The 17,477-nt window shown below is 61.6% G+C and carries 11 protein-coding genes and 1 pseudogene; 10 read left to right on the top strand and 2 right to left on the bottom strand.

Annotated elements, in window-relative coordinates; all coding sequences use genetic code 11:
* Positions 1-542: 542 nt before the first annotated feature.
* Positions 543-971, bottom strand: a pseudogene (locus tag IVB23_RS05470) (acyl-CoA synthetase); the annotation flags it as partial.
* Between the two features lie 330 nt (positions 972-1,301).
* On the opposite strand from IVB23_RS05470, the gene IVB23_RS05465 reads away from it, so the two are divergent.
* Entirely contained in the window at positions 1,302-3,260 is a 1,959-nt protein-coding gene (locus tag IVB23_RS05465; protein ID WP_247802816.1) for a primary-amine oxidase, read from the top strand.
* Positions 3,241-4,485 (top strand): MFS transporter, encoded by a 1,245-nt coding sequence (locus IVB23_RS05460; protein WP_247802813.1) that lies wholly within the window; start codon positions 3,241-3,243, stop codon positions 4,483-4,485. The genes IVB23_RS05465 and IVB23_RS05460 overlap by 20 nt, the downstream gene beginning before the upstream one ends.
* Positions 4,486-4,502: 17 nt before the next feature.
* Here IVB23_RS05460 and IVB23_RS05455 read toward each other — a convergent pair whose 3' ends face one another.
* The gene (locus IVB23_RS05455) at positions 4,503-5,540 is read right to left on the bottom strand and encodes a LuxR C-terminal-related transcriptional regulator (protein WP_247802811.1); all 1,038 of its coding nucleotides are present in this window, start codon (positions 5,538-5,540) and stop codon (positions 4,503-4,505) included.
* 608 nt (positions 5,541-6,148) lie between these two features.
* Here IVB23_RS05455 and IVB23_RS05450 point away from each other — a divergent pair.
* The 8 genes from IVB23_RS05450 to IVB23_RS05415 all read left to right on the top strand — a co-directional run bounded on the left by IVB23_RS05450 (position 6,149) and on the right by IVB23_RS05415 (position 16,866).
* A complete protein-coding gene (locus tag IVB23_RS05450) occupies positions 6,149-7,432 on the top strand; it encodes an ABC transporter substrate-binding protein (protein WP_247802810.1) in 1,284 nt (427 codons plus the stop codon).
* The gene (locus IVB23_RS05445; protein ID WP_247802808.1) at positions 7,432-8,208 is read left to right on the top strand and encodes an ATP-binding cassette domain-containing protein; all 777 of its coding nucleotides are present in this window, start codon (positions 7,432-7,434) and stop codon (positions 8,206-8,208) included. Before IVB23_RS05450 ends, IVB23_RS05445 begins: the two co-directional genes overlap by 1 nt.
* Positions 8,205-8,969 (top strand): ATP-binding cassette domain-containing protein, encoded by a 765-nt coding sequence (locus IVB23_RS05440; RefSeq protein ID WP_247802806.1) that lies wholly within the window; start codon positions 8,205-8,207, stop codon positions 8,967-8,969. Before IVB23_RS05445 ends, IVB23_RS05440 begins: the two co-directional genes overlap by 4 nt.
* Positions 8,970-8,972: 3 nt before the next feature.
* Positions 8,973-9,854 (top strand): branched-chain amino acid ABC transporter permease, encoded by an 882-nt coding sequence (locus IVB23_RS05435; protein ID WP_247802803.1) that lies wholly within the window; start codon positions 8,973-8,975, stop codon positions 9,852-9,854.
* A 3-nt stretch (positions 9,855-9,857) separates the two neighbouring features.
* Entirely contained in the window at positions 9,858-11,507 is a 1,650-nt protein-coding gene (locus tag IVB23_RS05430) for a branched-chain amino acid ABC transporter permease (RefSeq protein ID WP_247802801.1), read from the top strand.
* Between the two features lie 25 nt (positions 11,508-11,532).
* Complete coding sequence (locus IVB23_RS05425; RefSeq protein ID WP_247802800.1) at positions 11,533-13,911, top strand: LamG domain-containing protein; 2,379 nt, start codon at positions 11,533-11,535, stop codon at positions 13,909-13,911.
* A gap of 82 nt (positions 13,912-13,993) precedes the next feature.
* Positions 13,994-14,359 carry a hypothetical protein gene (locus tag IVB23_RS05420; RefSeq protein ID WP_247802798.1) on the top strand — a complete coding sequence of 122 codons (366 nt, stop codon included), beginning with the start codon at positions 13,994-13,996 and terminating at the stop codon, positions 14,357-14,359.
* A gap of 167 nt (positions 14,360-14,526) precedes the next feature.
* Positions 14,527-16,866, top strand: coding sequence for a LamG domain-containing protein (locus tag IVB23_RS05415; RefSeq protein ID WP_247802795.1), 2,340 nt, complete (start codon positions 14,527-14,529; stop codon positions 16,864-16,866).
* The last annotated feature ends 611 nt before the right edge of the window (positions 16,867-17,477 follow it).

Genomic DNA, 17,477 nt, shown 5'->3' with positions numbered 1-17,477 from the left:
GTGGTGAGACCCGTGACACACTTGTGGTACACCAAAAACGGTGCGGAATCCGGACCAGCAACTAAGTCCTTGAATCTGTAGCGGAAAAATTCAGCCGGTTTTCGTTGCGTTGGACCGACAGGACGGCTAAGCGTCTGATATGAGATGTAAATTTTCCGTCGCCCCGATGATGGATTGGAGCGAGAGTTCAAATCTTTCAACTAGTTAAGAGTCCGCGTGTGCACAACGTGTGCACCGAGAGATCAAGAAAAATCTTACGGCAGCCAAATGTGAGCAGGCGATCTGAAGTGGCTCATCGTGAGGGCGGATCGCTGTACACGAAAGAGATTTCGGAGAACATGTGAGAGATGGACGGCAAGTTGCCGTGCTTGCTTCACGTGTTACGGCTCTTATTCAGCCCCCGAATCTCTGCACCGAGTGCCCTTCCTCGCGTGTTCTGAAATCGATCAACGCTAGGTGGTCGCTCGCGGGAGGAGTCTTTTGAGAAGAAAGTCGTTGACCGACGATCTTCTCGTGGTCGACCTGAACGAATATCCGGCCAGTCAACTGCTTGCGTGCGGCCCAAGCAGAGAGATTGCCGTTGTGGACCTGAGTTGACGACGCAGCATGAATTTCTGGATCTTCCCCGTCGATGTCTTCGGGAGCGGGCCGAACACCACGGCTTTCGGCGTCTTGAACCCCGAGATGTGTTCGCGACAGAACGCGATGATGTCGTTGTCCGTGACGCTGGCGCCGTCCTTGAGCTCTATGACGGCGCACGGGACTTCACCCCATCTGGAATCGGGCTTTGCCACAACTGCGGCCAGCAACACGGCGGGATGCTTGTAGAGCACATCCTCTGCTTCGACGGATGAGATATTCTCACCGCCCGAGATAATGATGTCTTTCGAGCGATCCTTGATGATAATGTAGCCGTCTTCATCGATCACACCGAGGTCGCCGGTGTGGAACCAGCCGCCGGCAAAGGCATCTGTGGTCCCATTCGCGCATTCCGTCACTCTGTGCGTGAAACCCCCTAGCTCTCTGCAATTTTCGACGGGCGAATTATCAAATCGGTCAACTGACGTATTGTCGAGTGGCGATGCCCGGAAGAAAGTCGGCCATCTGTCAGCGAGCAAACCCGACCAGGCGTTCGTCCGATGAGTAACGATCCATCGAGGCGTGATCTGCGTTTAGACTGCCTGGCGGCTGTCGTGGGTCACCAGCACCGCGGTGGTACGGCTCAAAATGGATGCACGCGTGCGCGCGCATTCCGTCGCTGCGCTCGTCTGCGCCCAGTCGCCTATGCAAGGAGCTAACCTATGGACACTGTCACTGCCTCGTCGTCCTGCACGTGCGTCCCGGACGCGCCGAACGCGGATGCCGTGAAGCATCCTCTCGATCCCTTGACGGCTGCCGAAATCGGCGCGGTGGTTCGGATCGTTCGCAATGATCCACAGTACGGTGCCGAGTTTCTCTTTGAGACGGTCGAACTTCTCGAGCCTGAGAAATCACTCGTGCGTCAGTATAAGCCGGGTGATTCCATAAAAAGAGCGGCGCGGGTCAATCTGTTCAAGGTCAGGGAGAACGGCATCTGGCGCCTGACGGTTTCGCTTGCGGAAGGGAAAGTTCTCACGTCGAAATATGTGCGAACGGCCAAGCCGATGATCCAGCTTGAGCAGTTTACGGCCATCGAAGACGCTGTTCGCGCGGCTCCCGAGTTCATTGCAGCCTGCAGGAGGCGCGGCATCGAGGACATGTCTCTTGTCTGCATCGATCCGTGGTCGGCGGGCAATTTCGACATTCCGGGTGAGGATGGCAGATATCTCGCGCACGTCTTCGCCTGGCTGCGTCTGCGGGAGAACGACAACCTCTATGCGCACCCAATCGGCGGCCTGAACGCTGTGGTCGACATCAAGACCTACGAGATCATCCGAGTCGACGACCACGAGATCATCCCGATTCCCAGGGCCGAGGTGAACTACGAGGCGGAGTTTATCAAGGATCCACGAGTTCCCTACAAGCCACTCGACATCGTTCAACCCGAGGGTGTCTCGTTCAGGCTCGACGGCCGCCGGCTGGCGTGGGATCGCTGGTCGGTGCTCGTCGGTTTCAATTCGCGCGAAGGTCTAACCTTGCATGACATCAGCTACGACGGGCGGCCGATCGCGCACCGCGCGTCGCTGGTGGAAATGGTCGTGCCGTACGGCACCACAGACAAAGGGCATTTCCGGAAGAATGTTTTCGACATCGGCGAGTATGGTATCGGCAAGCTCGCCAATTCGCTGAAGCTCGGCTGCGACTGCCTCGGTGCCATCGCCTATCTCGACGCACATCTCGCGACGATGGATGGCAACGTGGTTACCATCGAAAACGCTATCTGCATCCATGAGGAGGACGCCGGCTTGCTGTGGAAGCATTGGGACTTCCGCTCCAACAATGTCGAGTCGAGGCGAGCCCGCAGGCTGGTCATCTCCTGTATCGCGACGGTCGCCAACTACGAATACGGCCTATTCTGGTACTTCCACTCCGATGGCTCGATCCAGTTCGAGCTCAAGGCAACCGGCATCATCAACACCGCCGCGTGTCATCCGGGACGGCCGGGCAAATACGGCAAGGAAGTCGCGCCCGGCGTCGTGGGGCACATTCACCAGCACATCTTCTGCGCGCGGTTGGACATGAACGTCGACGGCGATCAGAACAGCGTCGTCGAGCTCAATACGCATGCCGATCCGTGGGGGCCGGACAATGCCTATGGCAACGGCTTCTACGAGAAGGAGACGGTTCTGAAGACCGAGCTGGGCGGTTGTCGCCAGGCGAACCCGGCGACGCATCGGGCCTGGAAGGTTATCAATCCCGGCCGCAAGAATTGGGTCGGCACACCGACAGGCTACAAGCTCGAGGCAAGTCATCCGGTGACGCCTTTCATTCATCCCGAGTCGCCGTCGGGCAAGCGGTCGAGCTTCATCAAGAACCAGCTCTGGGTCACCGCCTTCGATCCCGAACAGCGCTATCCGGCTGGCGAACACATGAACCACTCGGATGGAACGGGAGGTGTCTCCGATTTCGTCAGAAGCAACCGAAGCATCGAGAACACCGATATCGTGCTCTGGCACGTCTTCGGCCTTCACCACCAGGTCCGTCCCGAGGACTTTCCCGTTCAGCCCTGCATCTTCACCGGCTTCAAGCTGATGCCGAGCGGCTTCTTCGACCGCAATCCCGGCATCGACCTGGCCCCCGACAGGAACGCCGCAAGCTGTCATGCGCAGCCCGCCGAATAGGGCACCGCTCGCCGCCGCACGGCTCCTGCTCTTCGGACGGGAGGCGTGCGCAGCGTCGGGGGCCTCTGTGGCTGTCGCTCTAGCGATCTTTGTGAGCTCGGCCGCGCGCGTTCTCCCCGCGCTGCTCGCCATCCCGGTCCAGCAGGATCTGGGATGGCAAACCTCCGACGTCGTCTGGCCGATTACGCTCGGCATTGCCGTCTCTGCATTCACGTCGCCGCTTGCGGCGCATGGCCTCGTGCGATGGGGCGTTCGATCACCGCTGTTCACGAGCCTGGTTCTCCTCGCGATTTCGCTTGCGTCGACGACGCGCGCGACATCGCCCTGGCATCTTGCCCTCGCTTGGGGAGTTGGCGTCGGCTTCAGCGGATCCTTGGGTGCATCTGTTCTAGGCGCCATGGTTGGCAGTCGTGGAAACGCGGCGCATTGCGGTACGCGCTTTGGCCTCGTGATGTCGATGCAGATCCTCGGATCGATGGCGGGGCTGCTACTCGCATCCCGTGCGGTAGAGGCGCCCGAGTGGCGCACCGTCTTCCATGCCGCCGCAATCGTCGTACTGGCAACGGCCTTCGCGGCATTCCTGCTTGTCCCCGCATCCAGGCAGGGAGCCGAACCGCATCGGTCAGCATCCAGCCGGCACGCGCTTTCGGAGGGGAGGAGTTGGCGGTTCTGGGCGCTGGCTGCGATCTTCTGCATCTGCGGCGCATCGACATCCGGCTTGATCGACGGCCAGATCGGTATCCTCTGCATGAGCGCGGGTCTCAGCCTCTCGTCGAGCGCCGACGTGATGACCATCGTCTTGCTCGGCGGCGCGATCGGAAGTGTGGCGAGCGGGTATCTCGCGGACCGCTATCCCGCACGAATGCTGCTGGCCGTCTACTTTGTCGGCCGCGCGTTGGTCCTGCTTTGGCTGCCGCTCACCGGACTCAGCCTTGTCGGGCTGGCGCGATTCGGCGCGCTCTATGGCCTCGATGCGGCGCTGACGTTTCCTGCGCTCGTGAGGTTGATGTCCGCAAATCTCGGCAGTCGCGGCATCGGCACGGCGATGGGCTGGATGATGGCGGCGCACGTGGCGGGAGCCACTATCGCTTCCGCCGGCGTCGGGGCCCTCGGCCTCGCAGTCTACGCGGTCGGCTTTGCATGCGTCGGCCTCGCCTGCCTCGTGGCGGCCGGGCTCGCGATGCTGCTGAAGGGAGCGTCCGCGCGAGAGGGGCTATCCGGTTGATGCGATCGCGGAAGCGGTCAATCGCCTCCGAGTTTGCGGGACCGCCGCGATGGGCTCTCCGCCAGCAGCAGTCCTTCGGAGACCGCCAAGGCGGCGAGCCTTGTGCGGGAGTCGCAGCTCATCTTGGCGAGGATGTGTTCGATATGCGTGGAGACCGTACGGGGCGATACGAAGAGCTGCTCGGCGATGTTGGGATTTGAAGCGCCGCTGGTCACGAGGTGCAGGATTTGAATCTCGCGGAGCGAGAGATTATACGGCCGGCGAATGCATTCCTCCGTGATCAGGAGGATGTTTCCCCGGCAGGGCGTGATCGTGACCTGATGGCAGCGGCCGGCCTCGTCGGGCCAGATGAAGCGTTGCGGCTTCGAGGATTTTGCCTTTTCCAACACGAGCCGGCGAAGCTCTCCGCCTTCGCCGAGGTGCGGCCCCGGACTGCGGTTGGGCAGATGGAATGCGAAACCGTTCGGCGAGACGGCGAGGGCGTATGAGCCAGGCGCCAGCTCATCGGCCAGAAGCTGTGGTGCCCTGAGCTGATCGCAGATGTTGAGCAAGATCGGACGGAAGCGCTCCGTCATCTCGCGGCGCTCGTCGGTGGCGTGCGCCTCCCGGGACCAGCTCATATGGATGGCCCCAACGTAGCGGCCATCCGAGACGCGCAGGCACATCGTCGAACCTTCGCTGAATCCATCCGGCATCAGGTATTCCTGGGCGGTGAATGTATCCGGCAGATGGAGATTCCAGTCACGCCGGTAGTCTCGCCAGCGCAGTGAATGCGTGTCCTTCTCGCGCGCGATGGCGTAAGCCGGGCAGGCGGCAGGGAATCCGTCGAGCACATAGGCCATCGTTCTGTCCGTATATCCGTCGTCGGCCAGAGAGCGGTGGGTTCGGGATATCGGGTCCATCGCCACCAGGGCGATTGCCTCGCTCCGCACGAACTCGCGTAACAGACGGGTGACCTGGGTCGCTTGATCGATGATCTGATCATTCAGGGCTGCCGCCGGCGTATCGAGCCGTACCGTTGCCGACATCGCATGGTCGATCGCTGCCAATTTCACGGTGAGCCTCCAGCTCGTGAAAGAACTTGCCGACGGTTCGTGATCGAATTCTTCTTCTTGGCCGCTGACGATCGGTCAGCTCGGCCGATTGCGACCTCAGAGCAAGGACCGCGCCAACCAACGCGAGCTACCACATCAACACGGTGGAATCTCACTCCGCTGATCCGATCGTCTGGATCGAAAGCAGGCACCGGGCTGAAAACTGCAATTGCATGTTAGAAGCGGCCGTTCCTTTAGTCAAAGGAGTGTCACACTTGGTTTTCGTTCAGGGCCAGCATTCCTGCCGCAAGCGGACCCGCAGCGCCCTCAATTGATGAAATTCTGGGCTCGGCTTGCTGCGCAACTTGCCACCCCGACCCTGTCTGTCCCCGCGGCGTCGCTCCGGCTCCCCTCCAGATTCAACGCCAAAATCGGTCAGCTGACGTATTGCTGAAAATCGGCAGAAAACCGAGGCTTTGGTCCAGGCGGTTCGATCGCATCGATGCGATCGCAGCCGCTGTCACGCGACGGTTGGCTGACAGCGCCGTCTTAGCCCAACAGGAAATCCGGCCCGGTCTCGGTCGCGATGCCGAGGACTCGTGCGCTCGATTGCAGGAGAGGTTGCTCAGATGGTTTCCCAAATCACCAGACGCTCAGTGACCGCGGGCATCGGCGCGACCGTCGCCGCACCTTTTGTTGGACGGACGGCATTTGCCGCGCAGCCGATCCTTCTCGGCGTTCCCTACTGCCAGACCGCCGCTGCCGGCGTTGCGGATCATCAGGACTTTCTGAACGGCACGACGCTCGCGATGGAGGAAATCAATGCCGCTGGCGGCATCCTCGGCAGGCCGTTGAAGCTGTTCACGACGGACATGAATGTTCTGTCACCGGAATCCTCCAAGCAGGCGCTCGCCGCCTGCGTGGACGCCAAGGTCGATGCGATCTCCTTCGCATTCACGCTTGTCCCGCTTCCGGCGATGGACGCCACCGTGAAGTACAAATGTCCGTACATCAACGGCAACGCGCAACGCGCCGGCACGTCTGCCGTCAAGGAGCACCCGGACAAGTACGGCCACATCTTCCAGTTCTGTCCGTCGGAAGTGAACTACGGATGGAGCTACGCTCTCTGGCTGGAGGACGAGGAGCGGCGGGGCGTCTGGAAGCCGAAGAACCGCAAGGTTCACATCATCCAGGAGCAGATCGGCTACTGCCAGACCATCTCGCGAGCCGCGCAGGAAGCGATCAAGCGGCGCGGGAAGTTCGAGGTCGCGCGGATCACGGACATCCAATATCCGGTGCAGGACTGGGCGCCGGTCATCCGCGAGATGAAGGAAGTCGATGCCGCCGCGATCATGGTGGATCATTGGGTGGCCGCCGAATACGCCGCCTTTTGCAAGCAATTCGTGGCGAGCCCGGTGCGCAACTCGCTGGTCTATCTCCAGTACGGCCCGTCCCAGCCGGAGTTCCTCGAGCTTGCCGGATCGGCCGCTAACGGCTTCGTCTGGGGCACGACCATGGGCATTTACGGCGACGAGAGAGGTCTCGCCTACAGGCAGAAGTACAAGAAGCGCTTTCCGGGCATAGCCGGGCTCGCCTACACCGGTATTGCGTACGACCAGACCTACTACCTGAAGAAGGCCTGGGAAGCCGTCGGCGATCCTCGCAAGTTCGGCGAAGTCTGCAACTGGATCCGCGCCAATCCTCAGCGCGGCGTCTGCGGCTACGTCGACATGGGTAATCCCTACCAGGAGGCGCTCCACTTTCCCGACAATGGCGGCGACGAACTGCAGGCACACAAGCTCGAGGCCGGCGTCGCGCAACTCTATGTCCAGGTCCAAGGTGGTGAGCACAAGATCGTCTATCCCGATCCGGTCTCGGAAATGAAGCTGATCTCTGCGCCGTGGTGGAGCTGATGCTCAGGCAACTCTCCTCCAGCGAAAAGGTCGAACAGGGCGGCAAGCCCGTCCTGTTTTCCTGCAGCGGCATTTCGCTCGAGCTTGGCGGCCGCGAAATTCTCCGCGACATCAACCTGCACGTCCATGCCGGGGAAGTGCTGGGCATCATCGGCCCGAACGGTGCGGGCAAGACCAGCCTGTTCGAGATCCTGTCCGGACGGATGCGTCCCAAGAGCGGCGCGGTCCTGTTCAAGGGTGAGAACGTCACCGCATTGCCGCTCTATTCCCGGTCGCGGCTGGGGATCGGCCGCACATTCCAGACCCCGGTTGTCCCTGACGAGCTGACCGTCGGCGAAACATTCAAGGCGGCGCGCCAGGCCTACCATCCGTTTCTCACCAGGTTCGACGCGGAATATGGTGCCGACCTCGTCGGCCTGAAGGTCAGCGACGACACACCTGCAACGCAGCTCGAAACCTTCAACCGGCGCAAATTGTTGCTGGCGTGCCTGTTGATGCGTCGGCCGTCGCTGTTGCTGCTGGACGAGCCGGCGGCGGGCCTGATCAATTCGGAAGTCGACGAGATCGACACCCTGCTGCGCATTCTCGCCAAGGAGATGAACATCGCGATCCTGATCGTCGAGCACCGCATCGAGCTCCTTGGGACGATTTCCGACCGCATTCTGGTCATGGATGCAGGGGAGGTCATCTCCGAGGGACTGATGGAGGACGTGATGGCCGATCCGAAGGTTCACGCGGCCTATTTCGAGGATTTCAGCGAAGAGGGCGACGCATGAACATCGCCGTGAACAACGCGTCCGGCGGTCCGGTGCGTCGGCCCCAGCGCGAGATCCTGAACGTCAAGGGGCTGTCCGCCGGCTATGGGCCGGTCCGCGTCATCCATGATCTCGATCTTGTCGTTCAATGTGGTGAGCGAATCGGAATCGTCGGCCTGAACGGTCACGGCAAGTCGACATTGTTCTACGCGATTGCGGGGCTCACCGGCTGGCAGCGCGGCTCGATCAAGCTGAATGGCAAGGAGGTCGGTCGCACGCGTAGCCAGGGGCCGGGCCGTTACACCCACGAGATTGTGCGCGCAGGCTTGGCGCTGATACCCCAGGGTGACGAGATATTCCATGGCCTGACCGTCGAGGAGCACCTCGATTCCGGAGCCTATACAGCGGTGGCCTGGCGCGATCGCGCGGCGCGCAAGCGCCGCATCCTGGAGATATTTCCCCCGTTGCGGAAGCTGATGGAGGTGCCCGTGGGGCGCCTGTCGGGCGGCGAACGGCGCATGGTGTCGATCGGCCGGGGCCTGATGACCGATGCCTCGCTCTTTCTCGTCGACGAGCCGTCGCTCGGGCTGGCGCCCAAGATCGGCAAGAGCGTGATCAATGCACTGATGGACGTCAAGCTCGGGGATGCCGCCATGATCATCGCGGAGCAGAACGTCGCCTTGCTCGAGGGACGCGTCGATCGCGTCATCGGCATGCATGTCGGCAAGCTCAAGGGCGAGGCCTCTGCGGCCCTCGCGTTGAACGTTCATCGAAAGGGCTAGGACGTGGATATTTGGTTCGTCGTCAGCAACACGATCATCCTTGCCTGCATCTATGGCACGCTCGCGATCGGCATTTCGATCACTTGGTCAAGCCTCGGTCTATTGAACCTGTCCTACGGTTTCATCTTCGCGTTCGCGGGCTACGGTGCTTGGCTGTTTTCCCAGCATCTCTCCACCTGGGGACCCGCAGTGCTGGCCGCCGGAATCCTCTCCGGCGCGCTCGGGGGCGTGATCATCTGCGCGCTTGGCTTTATACCGATCCACGACAAGCCGAACTTTACCATCCGCGGCCTGATCGCGACGCTCGCGATCAATCTGATCGGCACGCAATTCCTGCTCTGGTGGTTCGGTCCGCGCTCGAAGAGCCTGCCGGAGATCTTCGGCAACTGGTCGGTATCGCTGCCCGGCGTGGTCTTCACGGCTGATAAAGTTGGCAACGTGGTCACGTCCGTCCTAATGCTGGCGATCGTTCTCAGGTGGATGCAGTCGAGCCGCCGCGGCCTCGAGATCCGCGCCATGATGATGAATCCCCATGCGGCCTCCATCGTCGGCATCGGCGTGCGACGGACCTCCTTCTACGTCATGGGTATCACGGGCGGATTGGCGGGTCTCGCTGCCGTCCTGCTCTCCCAGACCTACTACATCTCGCCCTTTGGTGGACTGATGCCAATGATCAAGGGCGTCAGCATTGCGCTCTGCGGCGGACTCGGCAGCGTGCGCGGCGCCGTCATCGCGGCGATCGTGCTCGGCCTGAACGAGGCGCTGACAGGCATGTTGATCGGTGGCCGCTACGTCCTCATCACTCAGTTCGTCGTGATTATCGTCATCCTCTTGGTCCGTCCGCGCGGCATCGCCGGACTGCTCGACAAGGCGCGGGAGGCCTGAGCAATGTCCGGTGATAGCGGCATGAAATGGCGCAATCCACTCTTCGTCTGGGGTGGCAGGAGCGACGTGGAAGAACTTCCGACCATTCCGTTCCGAAGCCATCAGGAGGTCTGGGAAAGAGCCCGTCAATCGAAGACGAAGCTGAACCCGGTCGGACGCCTGCGCTACTATTACAAGTGGCCGGGCCATGGCGGAAGGATGTGGAATCGTCTTCGCTACTGGCCGACGCGCCGCCGGGTGCTGCGCCTGCGCGGGGAGTACAATCCCAAGACCTTGCGCGCGGAGAAGACGATTGTCGACAAGCGGCCGATCTGGTGGCTACTGGGGCTTCTTGCGCTGGCGATTGCGCCCCTGTCCACGCCAGGTGATCTGCAGAATACGCTGCTGACGGCGGGAGCCACGTTCGGCATCTATTCCGCCATCAGCCTGTGCTGGATGCTCATCATGGGCACCGCGGGTGTCTTCTCGCTCGCCACCTATGCAGTGGTCGGTACGGCCGCCTTTGTTACGGCACTGCTCGCGGTCAACTACGCGCTGCCCTGGTGGCTGTTGCCGCCCATCGGTGCGCTCGTCGGGCTGGTCTTCGGCGGGATCATCGCGCTGCCGGCCACGCGGTTGGATGGCTTCTACTACGCGCTTCTCACGCTCGGGCTCAATGAGCTCTGCCGGGTCTACTTCGTCACATCGAAGGAATTCGGGTCCGCCAACGGCGGCTTGTATGGCGCAGCGACCTATGTGCCGGAAGACTGGTCGCAGTTGGGTCAGCTGCTTCTGGCGTATTACGCCTGCTTCGGCCTGATGCTGCTCGCGTTGCTGCTCTACCGGTTCGTCAACGGCCGCAGGCTTGGCCGAATCCTTCGCATGGCGCCGGAAAAGCGCGAGGCTTTCGCCGAGGCGACCGGAGTGAACTTCCGCCAGGCGCGGATCTGGGTGTTCCTCATCTCCTCGACGGCGCTGGGCTTCATTGGCGGATTCTACACCTCGAATTTCGGCGGCGTGGCGTTCTCGATCTTCAACTTCGACACCGTCCTGCTCGGCCTCGCCATGCTGGTGATCGGGGGCGTGGGACGTGCGGAAGGCGCGGTGGTCGGCACCCTCATCGTCGTGTTCTTCGATCAGGTGCTGAACACATTGGGGCCTGCGCGCTTCATCATCATCGGCCTCATCATGCTGCTGGTCGTTCTTTACCTGCGCAACGGGCTTTTCGGGATCAAGGCGCAGTTCCGCGCCTGGCGCGACAAGAAGAAGAGCGAGCGGAGGTCGACGCGGGCGGAGAAGGGCGGCGAGATGTTGCCCGAGGAGGCGACCGAGACCGACGACAAGAGCGTCGTCTATCAGCGGCGCCACGACAAGATGACCCGCGACCATCTCAAGACGCTGGTGTCGCCGGAGCTCATCGAGGAGCATCGCCATTCCCTCAATGGACAGCACAGCGAGGCGCTCGAGCGGCTGTTGATCTACTTCCGCACCCGTCCGCAAGTGGAGAAGTACGCCATCATGGCCGTGGAACGCTTCGAGGGGTACCGCATCGTGGCGCTGTCCGGCCATCGCGGCGTAGCACCGCGCGTGGTCGAGGACAGGATCTACTCGACCCCGGACGAGGCTTGCCACGGCGTCTTCATGCGGCGCGTTCAGGACTTGCTGGAGTCCTGAACCGTTTGAATTCACGAGTTGAGCTGTGCCCAGCGTGCTCGGCGGACATTCGATTGACCATGATCAAAGGGAGTTGGTGGTGACACCGGTCAGGCTATTTGGCTACACGGACAGGATCTCGGTCAAGCCGGGCGAAGCTATCCGGTTTCACGTCAGTGCAGAGGGAACGGATACCGCCGAGGCGCAGCTGGTGCGCTTGATCCACGGCGACGAAAGCCCCGCCGGGCCCGGCTTCGTCGAGGAAGAGGTGGCATGCGACGCGAACGGCGCATGGCGAGTCGAACGGCAGTTCACGCAGGTCGGATCGTTCCTCGAGGTCGATGATCGCGAGGGCTGGCTGGCCTTCAAGGGCAGCTTCTCTCTGTTCGCTTTCATCCACCCGACCTGGCCCGCAACCGGAAAGCGTCAAACCATCATCGGCCGGTGGGACGGCGACCTCAAGCAAGGATATGGGATCGGCCTTGACGAGAACGGTCGTCTGCAGTTCTGGATCGGACGCGGCGGAGAGGCGGTCGAGTGCCTGACAACCGATGCGCCGCTGCAGGTGCAGATGTGGTATTTCGTGGCCGCAACCTTCGATGCCGAAACGCGGCGGGCGACCTTGTATCAGGTTGGCGTTGGCAACAGGTATAACGGCCTGCTGGGCAAGGTTGCGCTGCTCGATTATGATTGCCACGGCACCACGAGCTTCCAGACCGGGCCCGCCAATCCCTCTACGACTCCGTTCCTGATGGCAGGGTCGTGCGGCCGCGATGCGCAGCGGCGTGCATGCGTGTCGGAGCTCTATTGGGGCAAGATCGACCGGTGCGGCGCATTTGATCAGGCTCTAGGGCCGGCCGAGCTCGACGCCATCCGGAGCGGGCTTGTCCCCGCGATGGAAAGCCTGGTCGCGTTCTGGGACACGAGTGCAGGATACACCGATCGCGGCATCGGCGATCTCGTGGTCGACGTCGGGCGGCATAAGCTGAATGCCCGAGGATACAACCGGCCGGTTCGCGCCCAGACCGGCTGGAACTGGCGTGGCTTCACCGATTGCTTCCGGCTGGCGCCGCACGAGTTCGGGGGCATCGAGTTTCATGCCGACGCGCTAACGGATTGCAATTGGGAGACGACCAGGGTCGTTACCCTGCCGCGGGAGCTCAAGAGTGGCTGCTATGCCATGCGGCTGCGTTCCGGTAGCGGTGATCGCTTCAGCGAGGAGCACGTTGTTTTTTTCGTGCGGCCGGAAAAACCGCGGGCGCGCATCGCATTCCTATTTCCGACGTTGACCTATCTTGCCTTTGCGAACGAGCGCTTGAGCTTCGATCATCCGGAACGCGAAGCATTGACCGGTCAGCCGGCCGTGCTGTCCGACATCGATATCGAGATGCACAAGCGAGCAGATTTCGGGCTGTCGACTTACGATACGCACGCCGACGGCAGTGGAGTTTGCTACAGCTCCTATCATCGTCCAATCATGAACATGCGGCCGAGATACAGGACGCCGAGCCTTGACGTTGCCTCGGGACTGGCTGCGGATCTCTCGATCGTCGCATGGCTCGACCAGAGCGGCTTCGAATACGAGGTCCTGACCGACGAAGACCTGCATCGCGATGGATCGGCGGCATTGTCGCCGTACGCCTGCGTTATCAGTGGTGCGCGGCCTGAATACTACACAGAGCGCATGCTGGACGCGACCGAGGACTATATCGCCGACGGCGGCCGCTACATCTATGCGGGCGGCAACGGATTCAATGCCACGGCAGGCGTTCGCGACGGCGAACCGTGGATCGTGGAGTGTCGCCGTCGTGATGACGGGTACAAGCCGTGGATATCGCGCTACGGCGAGCACTACATGGCTACGGACGGGATGCGCGGCGGGCCGTGGAAAGTGCTCGGACGGGCGACCCAGAAGCTGGTCGGGATCGGCCTGAGTAGCTCGGGCGGTGGACGAAGCGAACCATACCGGCGGATGCCGGACAGCTATCACCGCACCGTGTCCTGGATCACCAAAGGTGTCGATGGCGAGATCATCGGCGACTTTGGCCTTGCGAACAACGGCGCGGCGGGGCTCGCTCTCGATTACTACGACCGTGCCCTTGGCACACCGCCGCACACCAGGGTCATCGCATCGTCGGGTGGGCACACCGACAGCTACGTCGTGAACCAGCAGCTCGTTCTTTATTCCTATCTCGGCCTCTATGGGTCGTATGACTGGCGCGTTCATGCCGACATGACCTACTTCACGGCGCCGCAAGGGGGAGCGGTGTTCGCGTGCGGCTCGGTCGCGTTCGCGCAATCCCTGCCGGTCAACAATTTCAGAAACAGCTCGTCCCGCGTGCTGGCCAATGTCGTCGAGGCGTTCGTCAGGACGGGCAGGTTGCCCGGACTTGCCTGGGTCAATGAGGAAAAGCAGTGGGCTTGAAACATTCGTCGCGGGAGGCCGTGCCGGTACGCCCGGCCGGGACGGTTCACGACAGACATTTGCACAAGCAGGGGAGTTGAGCATGCTGCCTCTCGAATACGACAGGTCTCAGGACCGCGACATCATCGTCCGGGATCGCTTCGACGACTTCCGGCGCGAGTTCCTGCGAACGCTTGTGACGCCCGAGGTGATCGATGAGCACCGGCGGTCGCCGCTCGGCCAGCACAGCGAGCGGCTGGAGCGACTGCTAATCTATTTCCGTCAGCGACCATTGGACGAAAGATATGCGGTCAGGGTCGTCAAGCCGTTCCGCACGTATCAGGTGGTCAGGCTGTCGGGGCATCGGGGCGTTCCCCCGCGTGTAATTGATGAGGCCGTCTACGCGTCAGCGAACGACGCCTGTCATGGCCTGTTCCTGCGCTGCATCCGCGACCTTCTCGAAACCTAAGGCATGATCCGGAGAAGTGCGCAGCGGTTTTCCGAACGGATCATGCTTGAACAACAACCTGAAGCGCGATGACGATTCATCCTGATCGCATCGCGCTTTGGAGCTAGCTGCAACACGCTGGCTGGGGCAGGCGCCTCGCCCAGCTTCTCGATTGGAAACTCCGCACCATGGCGCAGATCAAGATATTCGGCTACGCAGACAAGATCTCGGTGAAGCCCGGCGATACCATTCAGTTCCACATCAGTGCCGACGGCACCTCCACCGCTGAAGCCCATCTCGTGCGCTTGATCCACGGGGATGAGCATCCGCTCGGTCCGGGATTGATCGAGGAGGAGATCGATTGCGTCGCCAACGGCACCTGGGGGGTCGAGAAGCAATTCACGCAGGTCGGATCCTTCCTCGGGGTCGCCGATCCCGGCCGCAAGCTCGCGCTGGATGGCAGCATCACGCTTTGTGCGTTCATTTGGCCGACATGGCCGGATGTCGGACATCGTCAATGTCTGCTCGGCCGCTGGGACAATGACAGGAATCACGGTTACGGCCTCGGAATCAATCCGAGCGGCAGGCTGGAGTTCTGGGTCGGGAGTGGGAATGAGGTCGATTATCTGCAGGCGGAGCTGCCGTTGCAGAAACAGGCCTGGTATTTCGTTGCGGCCACCTTCGATGCCCGAAGCGGTCGTGCCACCCTCTACCAGGAAGGGGTCGTCAACCGTTACAACAGCTTGCTCGGCAAGGTCGCGCCGGTCGAATATCGCTCGCATGTGTCGGAGGTGTTTCGGTTCCGGCAGAACAACCTGGCCGATACGCCCTTCCTCGTGGCCGGCTCACGCGACTGGCACGCGCTCCGCGGCCACTTCGTGTCGCAGCTCTACTGTGGGAAGATCGATCGCTGCGGCGTGTTCGATCGGCCCTTGACCCGCGAGGAGCTCGACGCGATCCGCTCGGGCGGTCAGCCTCCGTCATACGGCATGGTGGCATATTGGGACACCACGAAGGGTTACACCGATCATGGCATCGGCGATGTCGTGGTCGACATCGGACCAAACCGTCTCGACGCCAACGGCTACAACAGGCCGGTGCGCGCGCAGACCGGCTACAACTGGAACGGCCGCAACGACTGCTTCCGTCTCGCCCCGCATGAATACGGCGGCGTCGAATTCCACGCCGATGCGATGATCGACAGCAACTGGAAGGTCACCAAGGCGCTGCAGCTGCCTGCAACCCTGCGCAGCGGCGCCTACGCGATCAGGCTGCGCGGTGGCGACGGCAAGGGCATGGCTGAGGAATACATCGTCTTCTTCGTGCGGCCGCGCGTGCCGACAGGGCGTATTGCCCTCCTGTTTTCGACTGCGACCTATCTCGCCTATGCCAACGAGCGCTTCGCAACCGACGGCCACATCGTGCAGCCGATGGCCGGTCAGCCGCCGACGATCTCCGAGGTCGACATCGAAATCTACGAAAACCCGGAATTCGGCGGAGGCTGCTACGACTCGCACGCGGATGGCGCCGGCATCTGCTACTCGAGCTACCATCGCCCGATGGTGAACATGCGGCCGAAATATCGGATCTCGGCGTTCGACCTGCCCTGGAATTTTCCAGCGGATCTCTCGATCCTGGCCTGGCTCGAGCACAAGGGATACGACTACGACATTTTGACCGATGAGGATGTTCATCTGGAGGGTGTCGCCGCAATGGCCCCCTATGCGTGCATCCTGAATTCCAGCCATCCGGAATATCACTCCGTGCGGATGCTCGATGCGCATGAGGATTACATCGCCGGTGGCGGACGCTTCATATGCATGGGCGCCAACAGCTTCTGCTGCAATGTGGCGTTTCGCGACGACGAGCCATGGATCATGGAATGTCGCAAGACCGGTGGACACTGGATAGCCTGGGCGGCACGACCGGGCGAGTACTATCTCGCCACGACGGGGCAAATGGGCGGAATCTGGACCGGCTTCCAGCGCTGGGGGCAGAAGCTGGTCGGCAACACGTTTGCCGGCGAAGGCTTTGCCCATAGCCAGCCCTATCGGCGGATGCCGGACAGCTATGATCCCGCGCTGGCTTGGATCACCGAGGGGATCGAGGGGGAGCTTATCGGCGATTTCGGCCTCGGCAACGGTGGAGCGGCCGGCATCGAGATAGACTGCTACAAGCTGGGGTTCGGCACGCCGCCCAACACCAAGATCATTGCATCCTCGGGTGGTCATCCGGACAACTACATCGCCCACGACGAGGAGGGGACCCACGCGCATCAGGGTTTCAGTGGGACGCACAACTATATCCTGCGGGCCGACATGGTGTATTTCGAGGGGCCGAACAACGGCGCGGTTTTTGCTACCGGATCCATCGCATTCGGCAGTGCCCTGCCGATCAACGGATTCGAGAACAACGTCTCGCAGCTTCTGGGTAACGTGGTGGATGCGTTCGTCAAGCCGGGGCCGTTGCCTAGCTCGGTAAGCAAGTCCGGAACGAAGGCAACGGGCGGCAAGCGTCTTGCCGTCTAGTCGGCATGGGCAAACTAGATATCATTGGCTGGATTTAGCTCAAACTTGCCCATGATGGATTGGAGCGAGAGTTCAGTAATTCCAGCCAGTTAGATGGCCGCCTGTGCACGACGTGTGCACCGGTAGATCAAGAAAAATCCATCATTAGCAAGCTTTGGCAATCGGCCTTGTGGCAATGATGGGGCTCGGGAAGCTAGTTTCGTGCGATTAGGACTGACGTGCGGATGTCTTCGCCGGGTGCCCGTCGATGTGGCAGCCTCAATGAGCGTCTGATGAATTGCTCAAACCAGAGCGGGCCGATGACCACAAACTTGGAGACGCCATTGAGTGCGCGCATGGCATGCTCGCGGCAACGCAGGGGGTTGCCGCCAGACGGGAAATGCACCGCAAACAAGTTGAGTGTCTTCCCGTCAGGCAACTGAAAAGGAGCTTCTGTGATGTCGCGCGTTGCGCGGCAGTCATCTTTGTCGTTTCTGAAGTCGATCTTGTGCGCGCGAGGCGTACCGGCCAGAGGCAATTGGAGAGGATGCCAACATCAATCCCACGGTCGAGATCGACAACGGTGGAATTCAGTTCAACTTCGACGGTGTATCCGAGGCCGGACAGAAACT

Origin of the sequence: Bradyrhizobium sp. 191 (assembly GCF_023100985.1) — a bacterium.
GTDB lineage: Bacteria > Pseudomonadota > Alphaproteobacteria > Rhizobiales > Xanthobacteraceae > Bradyrhizobium > Bradyrhizobium diversitatis.
The sequence above is the reverse complement of the archived record's forward strand: the minus strand, read 5'-3'. Positions and strand labels throughout refer to the sequence as shown.